The organism is Paenibacillus sp. FSL P4-0184 (assembly GCF_038004625.1).
Lineage (GTDB): Bacteria > Bacillota > Bacilli > Paenibacillales > Paenibacillaceae > Paenibacillus_AQ.
The window spans coordinates 378,421-404,885 of record NZ_JBBORN010000002.1; the positions used below are offsets into that span (position 1 = coordinate 378,421).

The window sequence follows — 26,465 nt, forward strand, 5'->3', positions numbered from 1 at the left end:
GTAGGTGTTTATCAATGGGCTGCAGCTTGCGGTCAACAGGAGGCGGCCATCATGCTGCTCGACAAAGACAAATTGCAGGATAAGTTACTTGAAGTAATTGAGGCATTTCCCTGGTATAAGGGGCTGATCGGCGGCGAAAGAGCGAATTATAGCTTAGAGACGCTTCCGCTTATGACGTCGACAACGTTAGATACCTATTATTATAATCAACCTTTTGATCCTTCTTTGACCGTATATAGGACGTCGGGTACAAGCACTGGCCGTCGAAAAGCCATACTTTACTCTAAGGAAGACGATAAGCACTATATAAATATTAAAACGAAGCTGTACGGTGATCTTATTGCGGGAAGCGGATGTGTTAGCGCTTTGGCGGATATGGGTACTGGGCATGCGGCGAACACTGCGCTGTCCATTTTTGAGCGGTTAGGATTGGAACATCATTCAATTCCCTTCGAATTACCGATCGAGCAGCATATTGAACAGCTTCAAACCTTCAAGCCTGACTTACTCTACACAATGCCTTCCATCCTTGATCATATCGTACATGCTACTAGTGATCCGCGTGTTTTTGGAATCCGCAAGATTATTTTGGTTGGGGAAATCGCCTCATTAGGGTGGCAGCGGAATATGGCTCGTCTGTTCGGTCTTGAACCGCGCGACATCATTGATACGTATGGCTCTATTGAAATAGGCACGATTGCTTATTATTCACATGATCTTGGCAGGTATATTTTTGCTGATGGGATTTTTGCGGAAGGGGTCGGGGCGCAGGAGATTGGCGAAGAACTAAGTCCGCTTAGTAATGATGAAAGTGTTCTTGTTCTTACCTCCATGGTTCGCAAAATGCTGCCAGCTATTCGTTTCGTTACCTATGATGTTGTAAGGGACTTTAGGTCTGTGATGATAGATGGTGTGGAGAAGCAGAGCTTTAGTTCCATCGTCAAACGGGTGGGTCGGGAGCTGAAGCACGGGGAGAAAATAAGCCTGTACGATATCGAACAGGTCGTATACCGACATATTGAAGATGCGATCATTCGGGTCAAAGTGAGGAAGAACGCGCTGACCGTTTATATCAAAAGTAAATCTGCGGATAACACCATTGTCCCGAAGATCAAAGAGGAAATTAGGGAATGCATTCCGGAAATCGGCATGATGATTCGAAACCATCTGCTGGATGATATTGAGGTCATTACAGTAGGCAAAGACGAGTCAATGGACAGCGGAAAGGTTAAGAACAAAAAGCTATATTACCAGAAAGATAAAGATCGCGCAGAGATGGACTTCACTGACGGTATTTTGTCGACTATCGGAAATACACCCTTAATCAAGCTGAAGAGCTTGTTCTATAAAAGTGAGTTTGACGTCTATGCAAAAATGGAGCTGATGAACCCGGGGGGGAGCGCCAAAGATCGTCCCGCCCTGCGGATGATTCAAGAGGCATGGAAGGAAGGAACAATAGGCCCGGGAACCACCATCATTGAATCGAGTTCTGGTAATATGGCGATCAGCTTGGCCATGATTTGTAAGTATTTGGGGATGCGTTTTATCAGCGTTATTGATCCTAGAACCACGGAAACGAATCTGCAAATTCTGAAGGCGTTGGATGCCAAAATCGACTATGTCGCCAATCCCGATCCCGTAACAGGGGAGTTTCTTCCTGCTAGACTGAAACGTGTGCAGAAGTTGTTGGCGGAGATACCGGGCAGCTACTGGCCGAATCAGTATGCGAACGCAAATAATTATTTAGCCCACTACCATACGACAATGAAAGAAATCGTGACTGATCTTGAACGAGTGGATTATTTATTTTGCAGCGTTAGTACATGCGGAACCATACGGGGTCTTGCGGAATACGCAAGAGATCACGGACTTCGGACCAAGATCGTGGCTGTCGATGCAGAGGGAAGCGCGATTTTTGGCGGAAATAAGAGTACGCGGCGCTTCCCGGGACTGGGTGCCGGCATCGTGCCACCTTTCTGCAGAACAGATATAATCGACCATATCGTGCATGTCTCGGATTCAGATATAGTAAAAGGTTGCCGGATGTTGGCGCAGAACGAATCCATCCTGGCTGGCGCATCCTCCGGGGGAGTCATTGCCGCCGTGAAGCAGATGGAGCCAGAATTGACTCCGGGAGCTGTCTGCGCAGTCATACTGCATGATAAGGGAGAGCGTTACCTCGATACCGTATATTCTGACTCATGGCTTCAGAACCAATTCGGTCAGGAGCTGTTGGCTGAATGTGATGATCTCACTGAGATGTAAGAAACGATATGTTTCATAAGGAGGTGACGGTATGCTGTACTTAAATGATCGAGATATACGGGCAGTAGGTGTTGATTGGCCTATTCTTGTGGAATCGGTAGAGACTGCTGTGGGTATCATCGATTCAGGTGATTATGTGCAGCCGATAAAGCCTTACCTAAGGTATAAGAGTCCACAAAACCGGATTATTGCAATGCCCGCTTACGTAGGGGGAGAGGTGAACGCGGCAGGGATAAAGTGGATTTCTAGCTTCCCAGATAATATTGAGGCTGATCTTCCTCGCGCGCATAGCATCATTGTATTGAATGAACCAAGTACAGGCCGGCCTTCAGCCGTCTTGAACTCTCCGCTTCCCAGTATTATTAGGACGGCTTCCATCAGCGGACTGATGATTCGTTACTTTTTGCTGGCGCGTTCAGTGGAGCGGATTCATCTAGGCATTATCGGCTGGGGACCGATTGGGCAGTATCATTGTCAAATGGTTACGGCTTTGTACGGGGATCGAGTCGAACGTATCCGGATTTTCGATATCAAGGGAGTAGACTTATCAGGAGTCTCATCTCTCTATAGAGATAGGATGGAAGTGGCTGAGATGTGGGCGGACGTTTATCAGCATTCGAATATCTTTATTACTTGTACTGTATCCGAACATCGGTATATCGATCTGTATCCTGAAAAAGGTAGTCTTCTGTTGAATGTTTCACTGCGTGATTATAAGCCGGAGGCGTTAGCTTCGTTAAAAGCCATTATCGTCGACGATTGGGATGAAGTGTGCCGTGAGAATACGGATATTGAGCAGCTTCATTTGGAGCAGGGGCTCACTCGTGCTGACACCCAGATGATTACCGATGTCGTCTTGCGCCACAGCCTAGCTGAATTCGGCGAAGATGAACCGATCTTCTTTTGCCCGATGGGGATGGCCGTCTTTGATATCGCTACAGCGGTGTATTACGTGAACAAGGCGAGAGAAAAGGGGATAGGGACCGAGCTGGAGTAAGGAGAGCAAGAATGAGAGCGATTCTGTCCATATAACAGCGATAACCCGCTTATTGAGCGGGTTTTTCATTATGTTATGCACTAGTATATTGGTTTCATATGGATATGTTTGCAACATGGATTGCAGTCTATTGTGATTGGTTGATTAAGTCGGCATTGTTTATTTGGCGGTATATTAGTGGGAAATGGACAAAATTCCAAGCGATACAATAAAAACAGCCCCGATGAAGAATACATCGGGGCTGTCTTGCAACTGGTGCAACTGATTAAAGGGTATAACCGAAGCCTAGTATAGTAAAACACTTATCCTGATCTTCGGGTACCATTTTGATTTCTATCTGATGCTCACTGCTAGCTTTGTTTTGATATAGAATTACCGGATTGCAATGTGTCCAGTTGTTCACGTGAGGATCAGCCGTAACTGCAAGGCTGCCGTCTACGAAGATATCCGCCTTGCCGAATTCGCTGCTGCCTGAATCCTTGTATACGAGGATTAGATTTTTACTCGTTATTGTCAGCTTGAAGCTTTCTTCTCCAGACGCTCTTGAATGCATCCAATTATGAGGGAATTCCGGAGTACTGTGAGAGTCAGCATCCATTTCTACCCGCTGCAAATCGGTATCGATCCCCGAAAATCCACCTACTTCGATCTTACCTGCGTCAATATAGTTTTTTCGATCCAGCAGGAGGGTTCCTGCAAAATCATTCCCGATAACCGGTCGTTGATCCAATAAGATCTCATCTTCATTCATTAGTGATTTATGGGTTTCGGTGAATAAATAAGCGAGACAATCAGCCATTACCCGGTGCCCCTCATTTGTCGGATGATAGATATCATAGAAAAATTGCCGTTTAGAGATGATGTTGCCTTCAGCTTTACTCAGGCGGAACTGCTCGGATACGGCATCCTTTACACTAACCATAGGAAGATTATAATGGCGGCCAATGGGGGAGAGCCGATCCTGCAGGTTCCAGTCATTCATAAACACACTGAACAGAAGGATTACGGCTGGCTGATGATCGGCGGAAAGTATTTTTAAGCATAAGCTTTCAAAACAATTGCCCTTCGTTTCATCTCCTTCGTCGTTTACCGCAAATTCCACTACCACGATATCTGGTGTTACGGAACCGTCTCTAAGAATATCTCTTTCATAACGGATGACGCCAAGCTCGGAGGGTGTTCCGCCGACCCCAGCCTTCACAAAATGGATGTTCTCGCCACCATTTGTGCCGAATAAGTCTTTAAATTTTAAATACGACTGATAGGCATAACATTCCGTGTGTATCGGCTTAGCACCGGCTCCTTGAGTAATGGAACCTCCAATATAAGCGATCGTGACTTCCTCGCCCTTTATAGCCTTATTTATGGCAGCTTTTAATCTTTTATTATTGCCAGCGTGCAGCAAGGATTGTGTAATGATCTTTTGGTACTCATTCGATTCAAAAGCAACTGGTGGTTCAAGGATTAGCTCTGGAACAGAATAACCGTCATGCAAATAAAAAATAACACTCGCAATCGCCATTTCGCCTGCGTGATTAAATTCAAAAGCAAATTTTCCGAGCACATCATCTTCTTCAGAACCCGGACAATCTGCTAACCTCAAAATAACCTCTGAACCATCGGCGGGGCAGGGTACACGTAAATAACTGCCGGTTTCATATTTACTAGTTTTGCCCCAGTGCTGCAATAAAAAAGTGACTGGATCTTCCTGCGCATTAGCCCTTCTGACGGATACTCCGATACTATGGACCAATTTGCGAAATCCAGTGCTGCTCCCCAGAAGCTCCAGAATTGCCTCGTCTGTAACACCGCCTATAAATTTGGCCTTATCGATCAGATAGTTACCTTCCAGATAAACTTCCTGTGACGGTTTGCCTTCGGCTCTCGCTGTTGCTTCAATTGCTGTTTCATACAGCACAAAAAAGCCGTTTCTACGATCAGCCGGGTCCTTTGGAGCCTTCGGACCTTCAATCTGTTCGCCTGCAATAAATTCGTTATTCTTTTCCATATGGATCATCCTCGCTTTGTAAGGTTCTCTTATTATGGATGCGCTTGCAAATGAAATGATTCTGCTACAGGGGAATACCTGTTAACAGTAACACCAAATATCTAGATTGTTCAACCGATAAACAAAGTTTCATTTAATAATTACAAAAACTTGCTAGTTTACACATGGAAGTTGATATCGCTTACTTATATAATGTGCCTAGCCATACGAAAATAGGATGCTTAAGGGGAGAATAATCATGCCTACGCAGGAATTAAACCTTGTGAAGCAGGGCAAAGCTGCTAAGATTTACGTGGATCCCAAAGGGAAGGATTATGCCGGTTTGCGCCGCGTGGCTCAGTCTTTTGCAGCAGATGTTAAACAGGTAACAGAGGTTGAACCTGAAATACATACACAATTGAAGACATTAGATGGAACCATTGTAATCGCTGGATCGATCGGCAGTAATGAGCTTATTGATCGTTTAATTGCAGAGGGGACAGTGGATGTGTCTGCCATCCAAGGGAAAAGGGAATGTTATAGGATTCAGGTAGTTGAAGAACCGACAGCAGGAGTGGACAAGGCGCTCGTCATTGTGGGAAGCGATAAACGCGGGACGATGTACGGGATTTATTCTATCTCTGAAAAAATTGGCGTTAGTCCGTGGAAATATTGGGCAGATGTTATACCAGAGAAAAAAGCAGATTTGATCTTACCTGATAGCCAGCTACATATGATTTCCAAAGAACCTTCGGTTAAATACAGAGGGATTTTTTTGAATGACGACTGGCCGTCCTTGGGCTCTTGGGTAACTCAAAGATTTGGTGATTTTAATGAAGATTTCTATGACAAGGTGTTTGAACTAATTCTTCGATTAAAGGGGAATTATTTATGGCCAGCGATGTGGAGTGCCGAATTCAGCCTTAACGGTAAAAGCAATCCAATCGCCAACGCCCAGCACGCACAGGAATACGGCATTATAATGGGAACCTCCCATCATGAACCTTTATTTCGGGCAGGCAGTGAATGGCAGAAGGTATACAACCAATATGGAACGAGTAACTTATGGGACTTTGCCCGTAACAAACAGGCTATTACGGATTTCTGGGATGATGGAATTAAACGGAATCAGGATTTTGACAATTTAATTACATTAGGGATGCGGGGAGAAAGTGATTCTGCGCTGGAGGGCTCCGACCAGGAGAATATTGACCTGCTGAAGGAAATCATCCTTACGCAAAAAGAATTATTAAAGAAATATAATCTTGAGCACTCGCCCCAAATTCTAGCCGTATACAAGGAAGTGGAGAAGTATTGGTATGGCACTGCTGAGGTTGAAGGCTTGAAGGACTGGGAAGTCCTGAATGAGGTTACGATCCTGCTGGCAGATGATAACTTTGGCAATCTCCGCAAAATCCCAACGGAACACGAACGCGATCGAAGAGCAGGGTGGGGGATGTATTATCATTTTGACTATCATGGTGGTCCACATTCCTATGAATGGTTAAACACAATTCCGCTGGAAAAGGTTTGGGAGCAAATGTGTATGGCATTCGACTATGGCATCCGTGATGTATGGATTGTGAACGTCGGGGATTTGAAGCCTATGGAATTGCCTATTTCCTACTTTATGGATTTGGCCTATGACTTTGAAGCTTGGGGTACTGGAGCGATTAACCGGACTGAGGAATATACCAAACGATGGGTAGAGCAGCAGTTCGGATATGCACTGGAACTTGAGACATGCCTGGGCATCGCGCAATTGCTGAGTGAGTATACCCGAATGAACGGCCGCCGCAAGCCGGAGATTATTTATCCGTCAACCTTCAGTCCAATCCATTACAATGAGGCACAGATAGTGCTGAAGCAGGCGATTAGGATGGAGAAAGCCGCTGACCAATACTATGCTCTTATTCCTGAATCATTAAAAGATGCGTACTACCAGCTTGTATATTTCCCTGCTGCTGCCTCAGCCAATGTGCTCAAAATGCAAATATATGCTGGACTTAACGAGCTATATGCTGGACGAGGCAGTGTATTGGCCAATACCTACGCTGCTCTGACTTATGAAGCCATCGATAGGGATAAACACCTGGAGCAGGTTTATAATAACGAAATTACAGAAGGAAAATGGCAAGGAATGATGAGTTCCCCTCATGTCGGGTATATCCACTGGAATGCAGAGGGGTGGAAATATCCAGAGGTAAGCACGTTGATTCCCGCTAAAGGCTCTATATTGATTGTTGATGTTGAAGGTACGGAGCAAGCGTATGTTGCGGGGACGGCAAAGCTTCCGGTATTTACAAATCTGCAAAAAGAAAACTATTGCATTACTATCAGCAACGGTGGAGAAGCGGGCTTTGAATATCAGGCAAGAAGCAGTGTAGCTTGGATCAAGCTTGAGAAAACATCGGGTTGGATCAAGGCTGGGGAGAGCTTACAGGTTTCTGTTGATTGGGAAAAGGTTCGCGAGACATCGACGGGTGAAATAACGATCTCTGGTGCCGGAGGCACCGTTAAGGTTAGTGTAGCTGTGGACTTCACTGACATTCAGGATGTGCCAGCGATGACCTTTATCGAGGCGCATAATACAGTGGCAATTGAAGCGGAGCATACCTCAAGCCGTGTTGCACAATCAGGGGTGGAATGGAAGACCATTGCTAACTATGGGCGTTCTTTATCCTCGGTTAAAATGTTTCCGGATGCTATATCGTTTGAACAACCGGAGTCTGCACCTTATCTGGAATATCAGGTTTTAGTACAGCGGGCTGCAGATTACAGCTTAACCGCGTATATTGCCCCAACGAACAACCTGTCACAGTCCAGTGGATTAAAATATGCAATAGGCTTCGATGCACAGACGCCAGTGATTACGGATGCTCTACCTACGGATTTTGCGGGCGGCAATCATGATAATGAACCGTGGTGCCGCGCAGTTATGAATAATATCCATACGATGACCACCATTCATGCTTTAACAAAGGGGATCCATACCCTCCGCTTTTACGGATTGGATGCGGGCCTGGTCCTGCAAAAGCTTGTGTTGTCCGCTGCGGAGCTGCCGTATTCCTATTTGGGCCCAGAGGAGAGCTTCTATACTAGGGGGACGCACTAATTCATAGTCAGAGCTAATTGAAGGGCTGAATCCCCGAATGGTTCAGGGTCCTCCGTTATTTCAAGGCAGATGACGGAGGATAACCCTTGATATTTTTGAAAACATTACTGAAGTAGGCGACATCTTGATAACCACAGTGCGCTGCTACTTCGGACACATTGAAGCCACCTGCGGACAGAATCATCTCGGCATTGTTCACCCGCACTTTATTTATGAATTCCTTATAGGTGGAACCGGTGTTTTGCTTGAACAGCTTGCCAAGATAGACAGGATTTAAGGCAACCAAATCAGCTAGTTCCTTGATCGTAACTTCCTCCGAATAATGATCCATAATATAGGTCATTACTTTTTGGATTCTCAGATCGATCAGAGGTGTCTCTTGATGGTGGGTTATGCTTAACAGGCGATACACAATCAGTTGAAAAATGGCTCTGGCCTTCATTTTATAAAAGGGCTGTTTGCCCATCCATACATGCGAGAAATCTTTGATGTCCGCTAGGATCTCTTTAGTTCTCCAGTTTTTGGTTACGGTCTCAAAAGGGAGCTGCACATGATTGTCCTCCCCCTCCCAGAAGAAATTAAACGCAAAAGAACGCATGGGTGCCTCCTTAAAAGTCTGCGCTTCCCGAATACTTCCGGAAGGTGCATAGAGCATATCACCAGCTTCAACCGTAAATTTTTCCCCATTAATAAAATAGTTCGATTTCCCTTCCACAATGAAGGTAAGGTCATGGAAATCAATTTTGCTCCTCGTTATCTCCCAATCAGGGAAGGATCTGCGGTCGACGAACAAAAAAACGTTCGGAACTAGATTCTCATATTTGCCAATGTCCATTTCAGCCATTGCTCCTTCCATATAACTAGAGCCGCAGTAATACCGATTGGTATATTATACCGAAATGAAACCTATTACGAAAAGACTCTTTTAATCATCGGGAATGCCGTACGCCATGCATAATGAAATCCTTGAATTGTCGGTCCGTTGCCCGGTCTTCCTCCGTAACCACACCGCCCCGCTGATGCGTAATAATAACGGCTTTTTGTAAATACATGAAATACAGGTGGGTGGACTTCTGCAGAATGTTCAACCACTTATTTTTTTCCTCCGGAGCCACTGCTATTGTGTCAAGCAGTATAAGTCGCGAATACCAGCCTTCCATAGCCTTCTTAAAGTCAGGCAGTTCTGCAGGATTCTTAGAAAGCGTGCTGTAGTAAACTCCAAAAATAGCATCATAGTAGATCAGTGATTCCTGATGATCTCTTAGCGCCAAATATTTATCCAGAATGTTCTCCAGTGATTGTACCGGCTGTTCAAAATCAAAATCAAACAGCAGCTGTCCAAACATCCGCTCCAGGTTAAGGACATAGATTTGAGCGGCTAATTCTTCTTTGTCCTTATAATGATGATACAAAGTGCGCCGAGAGACCCCGGCTTGTTCTGCAATTTGAGCCATATCCGTGCGCTCAATACCTTGAGCACAGAACAAGCTGAGCGCTGTATCCTTAATGATCTCCCTCGTCATTTGCATCTGCTTTTCACGCAAATTCATTAATTTTCTCTCCTGCCTTGTGCGAGTATTTCGCTAATTCTGTGCTATTTCTGAGCTGGCTTCGACGTCATGAGGAACTTGCTGCCCACTGAATAGGGTTTCTGATGGTTGACCGCATCACCTAGCCATTTCAGAAGCTTCACACCATCTTGTTCAGCCTGAAAGAAGGTCTCTCTGGTTGCAAAAGTGTGCGGGGTTGTACCCGTCTTAGCATTTAGCCCATAGTCGGTCAGATAGTAATAATAATTAGGTAAAGTGGCAGCTAAAGAAGATACAGATTGCCGCATTTCCTGTGACCATTCATTAATAATGCGTTGATCTCTTGGCCCCTTGTAATCGTTGATGTTGTTCTGAAAGTGGATCAGAATCTCGTCAAATACCGAGTAGGATTGCAATATTACCGCATTCGCAGGCAGTAGATGACCGTTCGCTTTAAATGCTGCCCCGATGATATCCGCTTCGGAGGTATATCCAAAGTTCTTAACGAAGTCAGCCTGCCATTCCTTATTCACAACATTTGGCCACTTGTCTGATTTCAGGAAGGAACTATCTGAATATTGGAAGATCTCGGAGTCTTTGTAATGAGAGGCGATCTCCGGAGCCCAGAAGGCGGACCCGAATCCACCAGCACTTTCACCTGCAATTAGCAGTTTGCCGGGCTTTTCCACGTTGGCATATATCCAATCAAGGCTGCTTCGCACATTATTGCTGCCGTTATAACGCATTGTAAAGGTACTGCCGTCCTCTTTTTTATATTCAACCGTACGGTTACCGATATGGAAATCACCCGTCGAATAGGGAAGGTAGACCACATTCCATCCATGAAAAGGATTGGCAGGGTTATCCGTATCCATCATGCCTCTCAGCAATGTCAGCATATAGAAGGGGATGTTCTGGAAATAGTTGCCCGTATCTCCACCTTTAATGAAGTTCATTAGCTTGATGGGGTGCGCGGCGCTTTGGGCATCCCAACTGACCCCTCCCCCGGAAAAGAAGATGATCCAGTTATTAGTCTCCCCCTTTTTATTCCAGATAAAATACTCTGATCCATCACTTGAAATGACATTTCCGTCCAGCTTGACTTTATTCCACTCATAAGGCTTCACTTCCGTGATTACGGGGGTGGCGGTGGTCGGTCTCTTGATCACAAAAGCGCTAATCGCAAGAATAGCAATCAAAGCAAGGCTCAATAATCCAATGCATGTGAATATCGTAATTTTCCCCATTCTTCTCATATACATCTCTCCCTTAATTGGAGTATACGCTACGTTAACTCATTGCGCAATGTGTATACTTAAATTCAAAATAAACAATCATAATCCAAAAACGGGGTGTCCTCGCAGCCTTTTATACATGGCTACAGGGACACCCCGTTTTTGTATGTTACTTCATTTAATTAGATTCTACACTTCGATTTCAAATGTTCTTATTTCGTAAGGTTCAAGTACAAAGGTAATGACAGGTTCAGTGTGAACCTCACCTTCAGGACGTTCCATTAGATTACACTCTTGCCACGAAATAATGTTCAAGTCGCTCGTCATATCAATCTGCTGGCGGCTTCCGGAATAGTCGTGAACACGTACGACTAATTTTTGACCATCTTCAGATTTCTTAAGGGCAGATACCATAACCGTATTCGTAGAAAGACGAATCATGGACTTTGTTTCTACTTCAGCTTGCCCCATGGTGCTCCGCAGTGGATTGTTGATGGACCAGGCTTGACGGACGGTATCACCTTGTAGCCAATCCCCAGTATGAGGCAGGATAGAGTAGGTGAATGAATGTTCGCCTTGATCCGCATCAGGGTCAGGGTGTGTTGCCGATTTGATTAGGGATAGACGCATCACATTATCCTTGATGTCGTAGCCATATTTGCAGTCGTTCAGCAAGCTAACGCCATAACCACGATCTGATAAATCTGCCCACTGATGGCCCACAGTCTCAAATCTAGCGTAATCCCAGCTAGTGTTCCAGTGTGTTGGACGCTTAACATTACCGAACTGGATATCATAAGTGGCTTCGGTAGCTCGTATCGCAACAGGGAAGGCTACTTTCATTAGCTGTTTTTTCTCATGCCAGTCTACGTTCGTCACGAAGTCGATACGACGATGCCCAGCGTGTAAGATCATTTTCTGTTTAATCGTGGAATCCATATAGCTCCATGTGAATTGCACAATACAACGCAATGAACCATTTTCTATGACTTCAATGCTAGTGCAGTCGATCACTTCGCGCATTTTTTGCTGATAGTAGATGTCAATGTCCCAAGCTTCATGTGCTAATGGTTTATCCTCAAACACTTGGAACACATTACCGTGACTTCCATTAGCTAATACTTGACGCTGTTCGTGTTTATCATAGATGGATGACAATTGACCTTGCTCGTTCCACGCTATTTCAAGGTGAGGCGTTGAAATTCCTGATTCATTCAGCTTGAATGGAGTGCTTAGTGGCTCAGAATTCACATCTGCCACGAAGGAGATGGTGGTGTATCCGAGAGAAGGAATGTCGGACACTTCAATGATCCAACGGTCACCTTCACGCTGAGCTTGTAATGGTTTACCTTCTGTGTTTATCCAATGTCCTGTTTCCATGCCAGGCTCTATAGTAATTTCTACGAGCTCAGATAATTCCCAAGAAGCATTGTTCCAGATGGTATATTTACCGGCTTCACTTCCGTTCACTAGTGCCTTCGTAGATTGTTCCCATACAGATTGACCAATGGCTTCGGCTTGAGCATATTCAATCGTACTGTCTTCGTACACTTCACGAATTGAAGAACCAGGAATAATATCATGGAATTGGTTACGCAAAATAATTCTCCAACCCTCGTCTAAATCGGTCTGACGATAGTTCGACCAATCTTCAGACACCACACTTTGCAGTGCGTTTAACCATTCCGCCTCGCGGTATAGAAGTTCAAGCTTGCGGTTCATTCGCTTATTGTAGGCTTGGCTAGTGTACGTGCCACGGTGATATTCTAAGTAAAGCTCACCATCCCATACATGGACATAACGATCTGTATTAGCAACAGTTTCTTGCAGATTACGGAAGTAATCTCCTGCTGTTCCTGTTTCAATCTTCGGTAGTCCTGGGAGATCGTTGAGTCTGCGGCGCATCTCTAGCATTTCGCGGTTAACCCCGCCGCCGCCATCACCATATCCGTAAGAAAGTAATAAATTGCGATTCACTTCTTTATCCCGGTACGTATCCCAAATTCCTTTTACAGTCTTAGGAATGATACGGCCATTATAGGTGTAGAACCAAGAATCTTCTTCAGACCAAGGCTCTGGTGTTGTAATGAAGTGTGTTAATACTTCAGTGCCATCAATACCACGCCATTGGAAGGTATCATGTGGCATGCGGTTATATTGATTCCAGCTAATTTTCGTGGTCATAAACGTATTAATTCCTGATTTTTTTAGAATTTGTGGCAAGGACCAGCTGTAGCCAAATACGTCAGGCAGCCATAAATAATCACATTCAACACCAAATTCATTACGCAAGAAGCGAGTACCATATAGCAATTGACGGACAAGAGACTCACCTGAGGTCAAGTTACAATCTGCCTCGAGCCACATGCCACCGCCAGCTTCCCAGCGTCCTTCAGCAACACGTTCACGAATCTTCTCATAGATTTCCGGATAATCATTCTTGATGTATTCATAGAGCTGAGGTTGAGTCTGTAAAAAAGTATAGTCAGGGAACATTTCCATCAGACGGAGTACGGTCGAGAAGGAACGCGCACATTTCTCACGGGTATGCTTCAATTGCCATAACCAAGCTACATCAATATGGGTATGACCAATACAGGTAACAGTAACTGGCGAAGACTTTTCCATTTTATTAATTTCATCACGCAAATAATTACGAGCTTCCTCGATCGAAGCGTAGAAGACCTCTGAACCTGGACGAGACCAGTCAATCAGAAGAAACGAGCGGTCTACTGTACTTAGCAGCTGTGTATATTCTGGTGTTTTTGAATCGAGTACGTTCAGCGTCTCAACTACAGCAAGTGCTGTAAAATAGAAATCATCCGTTGCATCGTCCAGCCAACAAATTTCTGCCATACGAATGCCATGTGTTTGATCTTTTTTAGGACCGCCACCTTCTAGTCCCGACCATAAACGGAAGGTAAGTGGAAGCTGCGTACCTACCGTTTCATCCGGCAAGAACACTTCTGTATGATTGGAATCTACACCTTGATAGGGTTTACCATTGTAAAAGAATAAAGATTCAAATCCGGAGTTGTTTCCGGCACCCGTCTCGCCAAAATCAAATCGACCCAGTACCCTGCGTCCTGCCCAAGAGGCGGGTACGTCTATCTGTGTCGTTAGCCATAAGTACAGATCGCGGCCTTTCCAGGTATCGCCAACCTGTAGCTTAGACCATTCTCCATCCACGGGTGGTTCAGCTGCAATTTCACCTTGTTCGTCAATCATAGAATTGAAAAAAGGAATGTGTATTCGATCCCGGTAACGATATTCGGAAATCTCGTTTAGTTGGGAATTGAGTTTACGTTTGGTTAGAAACATGAGTAATAGCCCTCCATTATCTTGATGGGGACGAGGATTATAAGACTTATAGGGTGATTACAGGTTTGTTTGGGGGGTAGAAACCAACTATAGACGATTTTTAGCGAGATGTAAACTCATGATAAAGAAAAAGGTTGCAAGGAGGAAAGATTTACATCTAAAAATGAATGCGCTCCCATTGCACAAAAAGAAAGGTGGTGTTAAGCTTCTAATCCTAAAGGCTAGATTTTGAAGGAAGGTGAATTTGTTGAATATAAAGAAATTTTATCAAAATCATTTACGGAAAAAACTGTTTAATAAAATTTTAGCTATATATTCATCCATCATCATTATTACGCTTATTGCCTCTTCCATTACCGTTTATAAATACTATGAACAGACGATCACGCGTCAACATGTTGATGCTAATCGAGAGGTACTGGATTACGTGAGTTTATATATGAATCAGCAGTACGAAGGGATCCAATTGGCCATCCAGCAAATTTATAGTGATGCTTCTGTAAGTGAGGATTTGTCCTACTTTTTGCAACATGATTATGGAGATTATCTTAAATATCGTTTAGATCAGTTTGCTGAAATTGGGAGCTTTGTACCCCATACATTCGATACTTACTTCAAAACGTATTTGAATCAGAAAAGTGGTATCTCTGACGTTATCTTATACAGCACTGAGAAAGAATTTTATTATTTATATAAAAATAATACACGACAGCTCTACAAAAGAGATATAGATATTTCGGAGCAAAAATCACCCATACCCAAGAATGGTTGGGTTTCGCATGAAAAAAAATTATTACTTAAGGAAATAAGGGAAGACAATAACAATTTGTATACGATGACTAGGGAGCTTAAAGATCCGATTTCATTGAAAACGATCGGTATGCTCATTATAGATTTTGATGCTGAACTTATTTCAAAATGGCTTGGTACGAAAGGTACAGAGAATAATGGTCAAGTGTTGGTTCTAACACCAAGCGGTGACGTCATATATGATTCCTTAGGAAGGTATATGGGACAGCAGTATCCGCATATCGCTGGTCTTTATTCAGACAACTGGACTGCACTGGATGGATTATCCAAAGTTAACTTAAATACAACGAATAGCTCAGGTCTTATTGTGGCAGGGATCATTCAGAAGTCGCAGGTCAATAAAGAAATGGTGGTAGTACGAAATTGGATTATCGGGATTACGGCAGCTCTAATTGTTGCGGCAATGTCCATTACATACGGAATAATTTTACGTTTCTCTAAAAAAGTGAAGATCATTGTCAAATCTATGAAGCGCTTACAGGAAGGCGACTTAAGCACGCGCATTCATCTTAACCGGGAGGATGAATTGCAGCTCATTGCCAACAATTTTAACTATATGTGTGAAAGACTAGAGCTGTATATTAATAAAGTTTACATTTCAGAAATTACCCAAAAAAATGCAGAACTCGTTGCTCTTCAGTCGCAGATTAATCCGCATTTTTTATATAATACACTTGAAGCTATAAGGATGCGGGCTATTTCGCAAGGTGCGAAGGATGTAGGTCAGATGATTTACATTTTATCTACGTTATTCCGAACAATGATTAAGAAAAGTATGGTTGTTACCATCGCTGATGAGATTGAATATTGCAATCTATATCTTGAGCTGTTTCAGATTAGGCATAAAGATAAGCTTCAAATCGAGTCGCGAATAAGTCCAGTGGCTATGAATTGTTCTATCGTTAAACTGCTGATTCAGCCGGTCATTGAAAATTATATTGTTCACGGATTCAGACCCGAACGCTCCGATAACCTAATCCGCATTGAAGTAACTGAATCAGACGGTAGCATTCAAATTGCTATTACAGATAACGGAAATGGGATTATTCCCAGCAAGCTAACGGAACTTCAAAAAACACTTCAAGTCAGTATGCGAATGGATGCACCACCTTCCTCGCTTGGACTATGTAATGTGAATGAGCGAATTAAGCTTTATTATGGGATTGAATATGGATTATCGATTGCTAGTGAGATCGGTGTAGGAACAACAGTCATCATGAATATACCAGTGGTAAGGGAGAGTATTAAATAATGCACAACATACTTATTGTGGATGATGAACCTCTTATTCTTGAAGGATTACGTTCAGTGATTGAATGGGAAGATTATGGACTGAGAATCGCAGGGCAAGCGAGTAATGGGGAAGAAGCTTTAGAATTTTTGCATAGCCATAACGAAGCCATTGACATATTAATTACAGATATTACGATGCCAAAGCTAACGGGACTTGAACTCATTCAACAAATTAAGTCTTTTGATTCAAAAATGAGATTTATTATCTTAAGCGGCTATGAACAATTTGAGTATTTAAAAGCTGGAATGAGTCTAGGCATTGAAAATTATATTCTTAAACCCATTAACATAAAAGAATTGGAATCGACCATTGAGCAAATTGTTGAGGTCCTCAATCAAGAGGATGTTGAACAATTTCATGCGAAGGAGGATCAGCAAGTTTTACGTAACAATATTCTAAATCGTTGGGTCACTGGAAATATAGATCGACAGGAGCTATTGCATCGTTCAAAAGTCTTAAATATTTCCTTGGACTGTTCATGTTTTACGGTGGCTGCGATTCGGCTTATTACGGAACATGAAGAGGACGAGAGTCAACTACACCCTAATCAACTTATGGAAGAATGTTATCGTATCGCAGTGCAGTCCGTAGCAGAGCGCGGAACAGTTATTGTATTTATAGATATGGAAGGTGATCTTGTTCTTATTGTTGCGGAGTCGGCTGAAGATGAGAACAAAGAAGAAATGTATTGCATGCTGCAACAAGTGCAATGTGAGATTATGCATGAATTAGGAAAGTCTGTCTGGATTACGATAGGAAGTAAGGAATATACTTTTCAAGAAGTACCACAAAGTTATAAAAAAGCGAAAAGTTTATATGTGGATCATCTGATGCTGCCGGGCTATCCGATTATAGATTTGGACCAACTATCAAAGATGGTGTTACACGAGGAAAAGCTCGAAATTGATTATGAAGCATTTACTAAACTATTACTATCTGGCGAGCGTGAGGCGGCAAATCAATTTATCGCAGAAACGTTCCAAAAGCTGTTCGGATGTGGCGTGATTACACGCATTGATAATTATAACGTGGCGATTGAATTAATGCTGATCGCTAAGAATATGGAGAAAAACTGTAATTTCAGTGCTGTGTTTAATCCTTTGCTACGCATCCATACCATTGAGCAGTTGCTTCATCATGTGCAGGAAAGTGTGAATGAAACGCTGGACCAATTATCGCTAGTGAGTGATGAACTCAGTCCGAATATGAGATATATGGTGGATCAAGTGAGCAAACATTATAGAGAAGAACTATCTCTGAAGACGCTCAGTCAGCGAATGAATATGCATCCTACTTACTTGGGACAGCTATTTCAGAAGGAGATGGGGCGAAGCTTCTCTGATTATGTGAACCAATTCCGAATTGAAAAAGCAAGACAACTGCTGCTTCAAACTACGTTATTGACCAATGAAATTGCAGCTGAAGTAGGGTATCTAGATCCAGCGTATTTTTATCGCCAGTTCAAAAAATCAGTAGGCATATCTCCAACAGAACTTCGAAATATGTATAAAAAAGAAAAGGCGTAGGATTTAGGAAATGTTCCCGGGTATCACGTTCAAGTGGAGGGTTCACGAACGTTGGTCACGAGAATGTTTCCTTTTTTTGTTCAAATCTTAAGGAATTTCAAGCCTCACGGAGGTCATTTTTTCTTGCGATCTTTAATTTTTACATATCATTCTGGAGTTTTTCAACTTTATGAAACCGCTTTTATAGCGCAGAATTAAAGATAGTTAAAGGGGCAAGGAAATAAGATCGAAAGGATATTACGGGGATTGTTTGGGGATAGAGAAGGGGGATGTAGAATAGTGTCTGCATTTTTCAAGAGCTTAAATAAGGATAAAGTACTGTGGTTTATGGTATTACCAGGGACAATATGGTTTCTAATCTTTTGTTACTTACCGATGTTCGGAACCATTATTGCATTTAAGGATTTCAAGATTCATCGGGACGGATTCTTTGCAAGCGTTTTTAATAGTAAGTGGGTTGGCTTTGAAAATTTCAACTTTTTGTTCTCGACGGAGGACGCCTATATTATTACAAGAAATACGATACTGTATAACGTGGCGTTGATCTCTCTCGGTTTAGTTCTTGCGGTGGGTATTGCGATCACCTTGAATGAACTTGTGAACAAACGAATGGCCAAAGCGTATCAAACAGCGATGTTTATGCCTTACTTCCTTTCTTGGGTTATTATTAGTTTCTTTACATTCAGCTTCCTAAGTGTAGATAAAGGGATCTTGAACCAAGTGATTGTGTATTTCGGAGGCGATCCTGTTTCCTGGTATGGGGATACTCGCTTTTGGCCATATATCCTTATTTTCATGGGGATTTGGAAATCCATCGGATATTCGAGTGTGGTTTACTTAGCAGCCATTGCAGGTATCGACAAGTCCTACTATGAAGCAGCTATGATTGATGGGGCCAGCAAATGGCAGCAAATTAAGTTTATTACGCTTCCTCTGCTTAAACCCTTAATGGTTACGCTTACTATTCTAGCGATTGGTGGTATCTTTAGATCTGACTTCGGGTTATTCTATCAAATACCTCGAGATTCCGGTGTTTTATACTCCGTAACGAATGTTATCGATACTTATATTTATCGAAGCATGAGTACGACAGGAAATCTAGGGATGAGTACAGCAGCTGGTTTATATCAATCAATCGTTGGATTTATCATGGTGCTTGTAACGAACTCAATTGTGAAAAAGATCAGCAAAGAAAACGCGATATTCTAGAAAGGAGTCAATTGACGTTATGGAAGTATTCAAACGTAAGCCAAAAGAAGTCGACAACAACGCCATTACTCCTTTTTGGAATGTGGTACTCAATATTGTGATTGGAATTTTCGCTTTTACCTGTGTGTTTCCGTTCTTGTTTGTCATAGCTATTTCTTTTACAGATGAGAAAGTACTCGCTTTAAATGGATTTAGCTTAATTCCAGAAAAATTTAGTATGGCGGCGTATCAGTTTATTTTTAACACAGGGGATCAGTTATTTCGTTCCTTTGGAGTTACCTTACTTGTTACTGTACTAGGTACGCTCATTAGCTTATTTCTAATTACAACTTACGCCTATGTTCTTTCTCGAAGATCATTTCGCTATCGTAATTTTTTCAGCTTCTTCGCCTTCTTCACGATGTTATTCTCAGGCGGAATGGTTCCAAACTATATTGTGGCCACACAGTTTTTACATTTGTACAACACGATATGGGCTTTAATATTGCCAATAGCGATGAATGCCTTTTTCATCCTAGTGATGCGGACCTTCTTCCAGACTTCAGTGCCTGATGCACTTATTGAGGCAGCCAAAATTGACGGTTCAGGGGAGTTTCGGACGTTCCTGCAAATTGTACTTCCGATCTCATTACCGGGGATTGCAACGATTGGATTGTTCTGTACGCTGGGCTATTGGAATGATTGGTTTAATGCGCTGCTGTATATAGATGATGCGAGTCTTGTACCGCTTCAAGCGATGCTGATGCGAATTCAGAATAATATGGAGTTTGTTATCCAGAACAGCATGCAGATGGGATCAAGCTTTGAGATTGCTGCGACATTGCCGACAGAAACCGTTCGTATGGCGATGGTTGTACTGGCGACCTTGCCTATAGCACTAGCGTATCCCTTCTTCCAAAAGTATTTTGTAAAAGGCTTAACTGTTGGCTCTTTAAAAGAGTAACACTACTAAGATGTATTTATTCGAATCGCTAGAACAGGAGTCGATATAAATAAAAAGTTAATTAATCTAAAGGGGGAAAATAGAAATGAAAGCGAAAAAAAGTTTAACGCTCGCTCTTGCTGGAACAATGCTTTTGTCTGGCCTTCTTGCTGGATGTGGTTCGAATAATAATACAAATGCTGCTAAAGAAACAAACAATTCAGCGGCAGCAGGGAATTCAGCAGGGAATACATCGGAATTAAAGCCATATGAGCTGAAGATGTATTTAATTGGTGGACCTCAAAAGGACTTGGATCTTGTCTTAAAAGAAGTTAATAAATATACCCAAGAAAAAATTAATGCGACGTTGAACATTACGATGTTCGATTGGGGTGATTACGATAAGAAGATGCAAGTTATTACCGCTTCTGGTGAGCCTTATGACATTGCCTTTACCTCTTCTTGGACAAATGATTTCCGCCGTAACGCAGCGAATGGTACCTTCTTGGGTCTGAACGATCTGTTAGATAAGTATGGAAAGGAAACAAAAGAGGTTTTGGATCCTCGTTTCTTAGAAGGAACTAAGATTAAAGGTGAGATCTATGGTGTTCCTGTAAATAAGGAGCTTGGACAGCAATGGGTATGGCGCTTCAATAAGAAATATGTTGATAAATACAACATGGACATTTCCAACATTCGTACATTGGATGATCTAGAGCCACTTCTTAAAACGATTAAAGAGAATGAGCCTGCGGATATTACACCGCTAGCTGTTCCTAAAGGCTTTAAACCATTCATGCCATTTGACTATGTACTAGGTGATGAGTTACCTATCGGGGTCTATATGGATTCCACAGATGGCAAGGTTGTTAATATTCTGGAGACACCTGAACTTGCAACATCGTTAGATACGATGCGCAGACTTTACACAGCAGGTTACTTACGCCCAGACGTTGCAACACTTGAAGGTATTGATAACATTAAGACCGGTAAATGGTTTGCCGATCGCGAAATTACACAGCCTTATGCAGAAAAAGGTTGGTCTCGTTCAGCAGGTTATGAAATTGTAACTTCGCCTATGCATGAGCCTTATGTGTATACACAGTCCGCCGCAGGTTCGATGCACGCTATTTCCGTAACCTCAGGTGATCCTGAACGGGCTATGATGTTCTTGAATCTTTTGAATACAGATAAGTACTTACGCAATTTGCTCAACTATGGTATTGAAGGCTCTCATTATAAGAAAATCTCCGACAATGTCATTGAAGATCTGCCAGCTATGCAAGATAGCTATGCAATGCCAGGCTTCACGCTTGGAAATATGTTACTGACTTATCTGCATGCTGATGACCCTGCTGATAAATGGGATGCTTTCAAGAAGTTTAATGATTCTTCAAAAGAAGCCCCTACCTTCGGTTTTGCATTTGATCCTACACCTGTAAAAACAGAAGTAGCGGCAATCAACAACGTAACTAAAGAATTTATGCCAGCTCTATACACAGGTTCTGTTGATCCTAAAACATATCTGCCAAAAGCAACCAAGAAATTTAAAGAAGCTGGACTGGAAAAAGTCATTGCTGAAGTTCAAAAGCAGCTTGATGAGTGGAACCAGACAAAGAAATAAGCTTTGAACGTAACAAAACGCCTACGATTAATCTAAAGGTAACGCAAATAGGATTAGTGGAGACGGGCAGCTATGCTGCCCGTCTCTCTATCTATACTCATTTTTATCAAGAGGAGTGGAAATATGGAACAATTCAGACTGCCAACCATCTCAATGCCGAAGCTTCCGCTTCCACAAGCAATTCAAGAAGTATTGAACGAAGCAGAGGAGAAGTTAGCTCATCGGCCTAAACTATTGCAGCTTTTCAAGAACTGCTTCCCGAATACACTAGAGACAACGACTAAGCTCATGGATGATGGAACAACATTCATCATTACTGGTGATATCCCTGCTTCCTGGTTGCGAGATTCTGTGGAGCAGGTTATGCACTATGTGCCATTTGCGAAGAATGATCCGGATCTTCAACGTATCATTAGCGGTTTAATTAAACGACATATTCAGTATATACATATTGATCCGTATGCCAATGCGTTTAACGAAACAGCGAATGACTGGCATTGGAGCACTAGCGATATTACGGAAATGTCCCCTTGGGTGTGGGAACGTAAATTCGAGATCGATTCTCTCTGTTTTTCTATGCGTCTGGCTTATGCCTATTGGAAAGAAACGGGGAAGACTGATATATTCGACGCCGGATTTAAGGCAGCAATGGTCAAAATATACAACTTATTTAGAACTGAGCAGCGCCATGCTGAATTATCTCCTTACAGCTTTACGCGTAATAATGGAATTCCTGAAGATACGTTACGCAACAACGGCCTTGGTATGCCTGTAAATTACACGGGGATGGTCTGGTCCGGGTTCCGATCAAGCGATGATGCTTGCGACTTCCATTACAATATCCCGGGGAATATGTTCGCCGTTGTTGCATTACGTCATATGCAGGAATTCGCAGAATGGGTATTCCGTGATCTTGAATTTCTAAAAGAGCTTAAAGCATTAGAAGCGGACATTGATCATGGAATCAAGCTGTATGGTATTTATCGTCATCCGAAATTTGGACCAATCTACGCTTATGAGACCGACGGCTATGGCAACTACTGCTTGATGGATGATGCGGGAACACCGGGACTCATGTCGATTCCTTATCTCGGCTATGTTACAGCAGAGGATGAGATTTATCAGAATACACGCCGATTTGCGCTGAGCAAGGAGAATCCTTTTTACTTCGAAGGAACAGCAGCGAAAGGGATTGGCAGTCCACATACTCCGAAAGACTATATCTGGCATATGGCATTGTCTATGCAAGGTTTGACGGCTTCCACGAAGGAAGAGAAGCTAGAGATGCTTGCGATGTTAGAGGCAACGGATGCGGGGACTGGTTTTATGCATGAAGGATTTCATGTCGATGACCCGAATATATTCACTAGAAAATGGTTTGCCTGGTCCAATAGTCTGTTCTCCCAACTAGTCTACAAAACTATGAAGGAAGGACTACTATGAGCAGACCTGTAATCATATTCTATGATTCTGATTTCCCAATTTCCAATTCGATTCCTAGTGACGCGATTAAATCCATGCGTGAGTTCGGTATGATCGTGAATGCGAATCAGCTTGCAGCAACGCTTAAGGAAACCGAAGGTGGATGTTTCATTAATCTGCATGCACCCTATTTCCCAAAAGCGGCATGGATAGACATTCTAGCCTATTTGCAAAGAGGTGGCGGACTGATCAGTATCGGAGGTGCCCCCTTCAAACAACCCGTTCGTTGGAAAAATGAACAATGGCATGTGGAAGCGGAGCAGACCTCTTATCATCAAGAGCTGTCTATTCATGAGGTACTGCGTGTTGATTGTTCTCGCAACCAGTCCTTGCTTGCATCAGATATCATTCCTCTGCTTAAGGGGCAAGAAGCTCTTTTTATAGCGAGTGAAGAGACATGGAACCTTGTGCCACATACGACGAAGACGAGTGATTTACCCCATCAAATGGGGTCAGCAGGTGCGATGAGTACACGGATTTACCCGCTTTTGAAGGGAATTACGCATGAGGGGCGGGAAACTGCTGCTCCAGTAGTTCTATGGGAGAATACGATAGGTTTATTTGCAGGCTCCCGCTGGCTGTTCGTAAATACGGCTGCAACGGCTTCTTTATGGAAGGAAAAAGGGCTGTCCGCGATGTCTGAGTGGGTTCGTTTCTGTAGTAAGGGTGTAACGGAAATGTGGGTTAAGCCAAATTACGCGTCATATGAGTCAGGAGAACGCGCTTCTCTGACACTTCAGATTCAGCAGCTTGAGCGGGTAAAACCTTCTTTGCGAAATGAAGACAATTGGAAGTTAACAATGCATGTTGAGCATGAATCCGATCCCTCCTTACGTTGGTCCCATTGTTTGGAGATGAAGGCTAATGCTGAGCTTAACATCGTTCGGGTGTCTATTCCTCTGGAAATTAGGAGTGGTCTGTTCCAAGTGGTCTGCGAAGCGGAAGCCAGTGATGGTGAGGTCCGCATTCTACGTCAAGGGTTCTGGGGGCATGCCCCTGAACTTCTGGCAGCAGGTGAACCGGTAACGAGTGGAAGAGATTATTTCATAAAAGATGGGCGTCCGCTACCTGTTGTGGGGATGACTTATATGACGAGTGATGTGGCACGGAAATTTCTATTTCTGCCGAACGTTGGGGTATGGGATCGCGATATGGGTCAAATGCGGAAGGCAGGGATTAACTGGATCCGAACAGGAATCTGGACTGCTTATCGTAATGTGATGCAAGACGATGGTCATGTTTCAGAAGAGGTACTGCGAGCGATTGATGCCTTTATCATGACGGCGAAGAAGCATGATCTTCAGGTGACTTTCACGTTCTTCTCCTTCACACCGGAAACGTGGGGTGGGGTAAATCCTTATTTGGACCCACAAAGTGTTGAGGCTCAGAAGCGGTTCATTCGTTCTATTGTATCTCGTCATAAAGCGTCTTCGAATGTAGATTGGGATCTTATTAATGAACCGTCGATGTTTGATCCGGCACGGATTTTCTCGGATGGTCCGAGTTCATGTCATGATCGCTTCGAGCAACAAGCTTTCATAGAATGGCTTCGACATAGACATGGGGAAATCGAAGTACTACAGGAACGTTGGAATATGACATCCGCACAGCTTCCGGACTTTGCATCGGCAGGGCTGCCAGAAGCGAAAGAGATGAACTTCGATGTTCAGGATATGCACAGTGCTAAAAGAGGGACGCGTTGGCTTGATTATTGCTTGTTCTCCATGGATATGCATAACCGGTGGGTGAGGCAGTTATATGACACCATTAAGGAGCAATGTCCAGATCAGATGGTTACGGTTGGGCAGGATGAAGGGCTAGGGGCGCAGCGACCTTCACCGTTCTTCTACGAGGAGACGGTGGATTACACCACTGTACATTCCTGGTGGTTTAATGATTATCTGGTGTGGGATGGCATCTTTGCCAAGACGTCTAATAAGCCAAACCTAATTCAAGAGACTGGCGTCATGTATGTAGAAACTCCTGATGGACGAGCCAAACGTTCGGAGCTAGAGCTGCGAAATCTTCTTGAACGCAAATATGCCTATGCGTTTGGAACTGCTGGTGCGGGGGCCATACACTGGATTTGGAATACGAATTTCTATATGGATAATGCGAATGAGTCCCATATCGGAGCATTGAGAGCAGATGGAACCGAAAAGCCAGAGGCGGATGTCTCTTATGACTTCGGGAAGTTTATAGAAGGCATCCGTGACGTATTTGGAGATCGGAAACTGGAAGAGATCGCTGTGGTGTTTCCGTATTCGAATGATTTCTCTAACCGGAAGCTGGCTTTCGCTGCTACAACAGAGCTTACCCGTATTCTTTCATATGATCTAAAGATGCCTTTTAGAGGGGCTTCTGAATACCACCTAGATGATTTGAAGAACCATCCTGTGAAGCTTATTATACTGCCAAGCGCGCATAACTTCGATGATGCGGCGATGGAAAGGTTGTTACACATCGTTGAAGAGACAGGTGCGGTATTGCTTGCTACAGGCCCGCTCGACATTGATGCTTACTGGCGTTCTTCAGAGCGCTTAAGTGATATTCTTGGCAAGCGTGAATTGCGTAATGTGCGCCGTGAAGAAGTGCTTAGTCTTCAAGGCCAAGAACTCCCCGTCTCCTTCGGTCACCGAAGGATTGCTGAGGTATCGAAGGAAACGATGATTCACGAATCCGGCGAAAGCGGAAGCTCTACTATAGACTCAGTCATAAACATCCCGCTTGGCAAGGGTCGACTCCTATGGAGTCCACTGCCCGTTGAATTGAGCGACCGAAGTGATACTACATCTGCACTGTATCGCTACGCGTTGAATGCTGCTCATGTGGAGTGTGACTTGGAGTGGATTAGCGGAGGGGACTTAGTAGGTATCTACGGACGGAAATTGAGCTTTGCTACGGGAGCTCTCTTCACCTTCGTATCGGAATATGCTCAGGATGCGAAGATCGAGGTGAAGGATTCAGCCACTGGACGAACCTACGCGTTCTTGTTGGAACAGGAACGTTCAGTCCTGTTTGCTACGGACTATAAAGGTGATCTTCTTGGTGTGTATCGCCAGCAGGAAGTTGAAATTCATATAACTTATCCACATCTACTACATTAAGCATCTTAGTAGAGAGTACGTATTGCATATAAGGAGGTCTTC

At 43.4% G+C, this 26,465-nt stretch carries 15 protein-coding genes; 10 read left to right on the plus strand and 5 right to left on the minus strand.

Annotation, left to right across the window (positions count from 1 at the left end; translation table 11 throughout):
* Positions 1–51: 51 nt before the first annotated feature.
* Both sbnA and MKY52_RS23395 read left to right on the plus strand, forming a co-directional pair.
* Complete coding sequence (gene sbnA, locus MKY52_RS23390; RefSeq protein ID WP_341053822.1) at positions 52–2,265, plus strand: 2,3-diaminopropionate biosynthesis protein SbnA; 2,214 nt, start codon at positions 52–54, stop codon at positions 2,263–2,265.
* A gap of 31 nt (positions 2,266–2,296) precedes the next feature.
* Positions 2,297–3,262: a 2,3-diaminopropionate biosynthesis protein SbnB gene (locus MKY52_RS23395; protein ID WP_341053823.1), complete on the plus strand. Its 966-nt coding sequence runs from the start codon at positions 2,297–2,299 to the stop codon at positions 3,260–3,262.
* A 265-nt stretch (positions 3,263–3,527) separates the two neighbouring features.
* Here MKY52_RS23395 and MKY52_RS23400 read toward each other — a convergent pair whose 3' ends face one another.
* Positions 3,528–5,270, minus strand: a complete 1,743-nt coding sequence (locus tag MKY52_RS23400; RefSeq protein ID WP_341053825.1) for an SGNH/GDSL hydrolase family protein — start codon at positions 5,268–5,270, stop codon at positions 3,528–3,530.
* Between the two features lie 238 nt (positions 5,271–5,508).
* Here MKY52_RS23400 and MKY52_RS23405 point away from each other — a divergent pair, with 238 nt between their 5' ends.
* Positions 5,509–8,364 carry a glycosyl hydrolase 115 family protein gene (locus MKY52_RS23405; protein WP_341053827.1) on the plus strand — a complete coding sequence of 952 codons (2,856 nt, stop codon included), beginning with the start codon at positions 5,509–5,511 and terminating at the stop codon, positions 8,362–8,364.
* A gap of 55 nt (positions 8,365–8,419) precedes the next feature.
* On the opposite strand, the gene MKY52_RS23410 is transcribed toward MKY52_RS23405, so the two are convergent.
* From MKY52_RS23410 to MKY52_RS23425, 4 genes are all read right to left on the minus strand, one after another.
* On the minus strand, positions 8,420–9,199 hold the full coding sequence (locus MKY52_RS23410; protein WP_341053829.1) for a helix-turn-helix domain-containing protein: 780 nt from the start codon (positions 9,197–9,199) through the stop codon (positions 8,420–8,422).
* Positions 9,200–9,293: 94 nt separating this feature from the next.
* Entirely contained in the window at positions 9,294–9,914 is a 621-nt protein-coding gene (locus tag MKY52_RS23415; protein WP_052404243.1) for a TetR/AcrR family transcriptional regulator, read from the minus strand.
* A gap of 44 nt (positions 9,915–9,958) precedes the next feature.
* Positions 9,959–11,149 carry a pectin acetylesterase-family hydrolase gene (locus MKY52_RS23420; RefSeq protein ID WP_341053831.1) on the minus strand — a complete coding sequence of 397 codons (1,191 nt, stop codon included), beginning with the start codon at positions 11,147–11,149 and terminating at the stop codon, positions 9,959–9,961.
* A gap of 168 nt (positions 11,150–11,317) precedes the next feature.
* Positions 11,318–14,449: an alpha-mannosidase gene (locus MKY52_RS23425; RefSeq protein WP_341053834.1), complete on the minus strand. Its 3,132-nt coding sequence runs from the start codon at positions 14,447–14,449 to the stop codon at positions 11,318–11,320.
* A 247-nt stretch (positions 14,450–14,696) separates the two neighbouring features.
* On the opposite strand from MKY52_RS23425, the gene MKY52_RS23430 reads away from it, so the two are divergent.
* The 7 genes from MKY52_RS23430 (at position 14,697) to MKY52_RS23460 (ending at position 26,423) form a co-directional block, all read left to right on the plus strand.
* A complete protein-coding gene (locus MKY52_RS23430) occupies positions 14,697–16,511 on the plus strand; it encodes a sensor histidine kinase (RefSeq protein ID WP_341053836.1) in 1,815 nt (604 codons plus the stop codon).
* A complete protein-coding gene (locus MKY52_RS23435) occupies positions 16,511–18,079 on the plus strand; it encodes a response regulator transcription factor (protein WP_341053837.1) in 1,569 nt (522 codons plus the stop codon). The genes MKY52_RS23430 and MKY52_RS23435 overlap by 1 nt, the downstream gene beginning before the upstream one ends.
* Before the next feature lie 327 nt (positions 18,080–18,406).
* A complete protein-coding gene (locus tag MKY52_RS23440; RefSeq protein WP_445667164.1) occupies positions 18,407–19,288 on the plus strand; it encodes an ABC transporter permease in 882 nt (293 codons plus the stop codon).
* Positions 19,289–19,307: 19 nt separating this feature from the next.
* Positions 19,308–20,231, plus strand: a complete 924-nt coding sequence (locus tag MKY52_RS23445; protein WP_341053840.1) for a carbohydrate ABC transporter permease — start codon at positions 19,308–19,310, stop codon at positions 20,229–20,231.
* Positions 20,232–20,316: 85 nt separating this feature from the next.
* Positions 20,317–21,834, plus strand: coding sequence for an ABC transporter substrate-binding protein (locus MKY52_RS23450; protein WP_341053842.1), 1,518 nt, complete (start codon positions 20,317–20,319; stop codon positions 21,832–21,834).
* 123 nt (positions 21,835–21,957) lie between these two features.
* Complete coding sequence (locus tag MKY52_RS23455) at positions 21,958–23,277, plus strand: glycoside hydrolase family 125 protein (protein ID WP_341053844.1); 1,320 nt, start codon at positions 21,958–21,960, stop codon at positions 23,275–23,277.
* Entirely contained in the window at positions 23,274–26,423 is a 3,150-nt protein-coding gene (locus MKY52_RS23460; protein WP_341053846.1) for a beta-galactosidase, read from the plus strand. The genes MKY52_RS23455 and MKY52_RS23460 overlap by 4 nt, the downstream gene beginning before the upstream one ends.
* Positions 26,424–26,465 lie beyond the last annotated feature (42 nt).

Excerpts from the sequence above, each read along its gene's own strand:
- MKY52_RS23450 (WP_341053842.1), top strand. The coding sequence starts at position 20,317 with ATGAAAGCGAAAAAAAGTTTAACGCTCGCTCTTGCTGGAACAATGCTT.
- MKY52_RS23410 (WP_341053829.1), bottom strand. The coding sequence starts at position 9,199 with ATGGACATTGGCAAATATGAGAATCTAGTTCCGAACGTTTTTTTGTTC.
- MKY52_RS23395 (WP_341053823.1), top strand. The coding sequence starts at position 2,297 with ATGCTGTACTTAAATGATCGAGATATACGGGCAGTAGGTGTTGATTGG.
- MKY52_RS23400 (WP_341053825.1), bottom strand. The coding sequence starts at position 5,270 with ATGGAAAAGAATAACGAATTTATTGCAGGCGAACAGATTGAAGGTCCG.
- MKY52_RS23425 (WP_341053834.1), bottom strand. The coding sequence starts at position 14,449 with ATGTTTCTAACCAAACGTAAACTCAATTCCCAACTAAACGAGATTTCC.
- MKY52_RS23455 (WP_341053844.1), top strand. The coding sequence starts at position 21,958 with ATGGAACAATTCAGACTGCCAACCATCTCAATGCCGAAGCTTCCGCTT.
- MKY52_RS23405 (WP_341053827.1), top strand. The coding sequence starts at position 5,509 with ATGCCTACGCAGGAATTAAACCTTGTGAAGCAGGGCAAAGCTGCTAAG.
- MKY52_RS23445 (WP_341053840.1), top strand. The coding sequence starts at position 19,308 with ATGGAAGTATTCAAACGTAAGCCAAAAGAAGTCGACAACAACGCCATT.
- MKY52_RS23460 (WP_341053846.1), top strand. The coding sequence starts at position 23,274 with ATGAGCAGACCTGTAATCATATTCTATGATTCTGATTTCCCAATTTCC.
- MKY52_RS23435 (WP_341053837.1), top strand. The coding sequence starts at position 16,511 with ATGCACAACATACTTATTGTGGATGATGAACCTCTTATTCTTGAAGGA.
- MKY52_RS23415 (WP_052404243.1), bottom strand. The coding sequence starts at position 9,914 with ATGAATTTGCGTGAAAAGCAGATGCAAATGACGAGGGAGATCATTAAG.
- MKY52_RS23440 (WP_445667164.1), top strand. The coding sequence starts at position 18,407 with ATGGTATTACCAGGGACAATATGGTTTCTAATCTTTTGTTACTTACCG.
- MKY52_RS23420 (WP_341053831.1), bottom strand. The coding sequence starts at position 11,149 with ATGAGAAGAATGGGGAAAATTACGATATTCACATGCATTGGATTATTG.
- sbnA (WP_341053822.1), top strand. The coding sequence starts at position 52 with ATGCTGCTCGACAAAGACAAATTGCAGGATAAGTTACTTGAAGTAATT.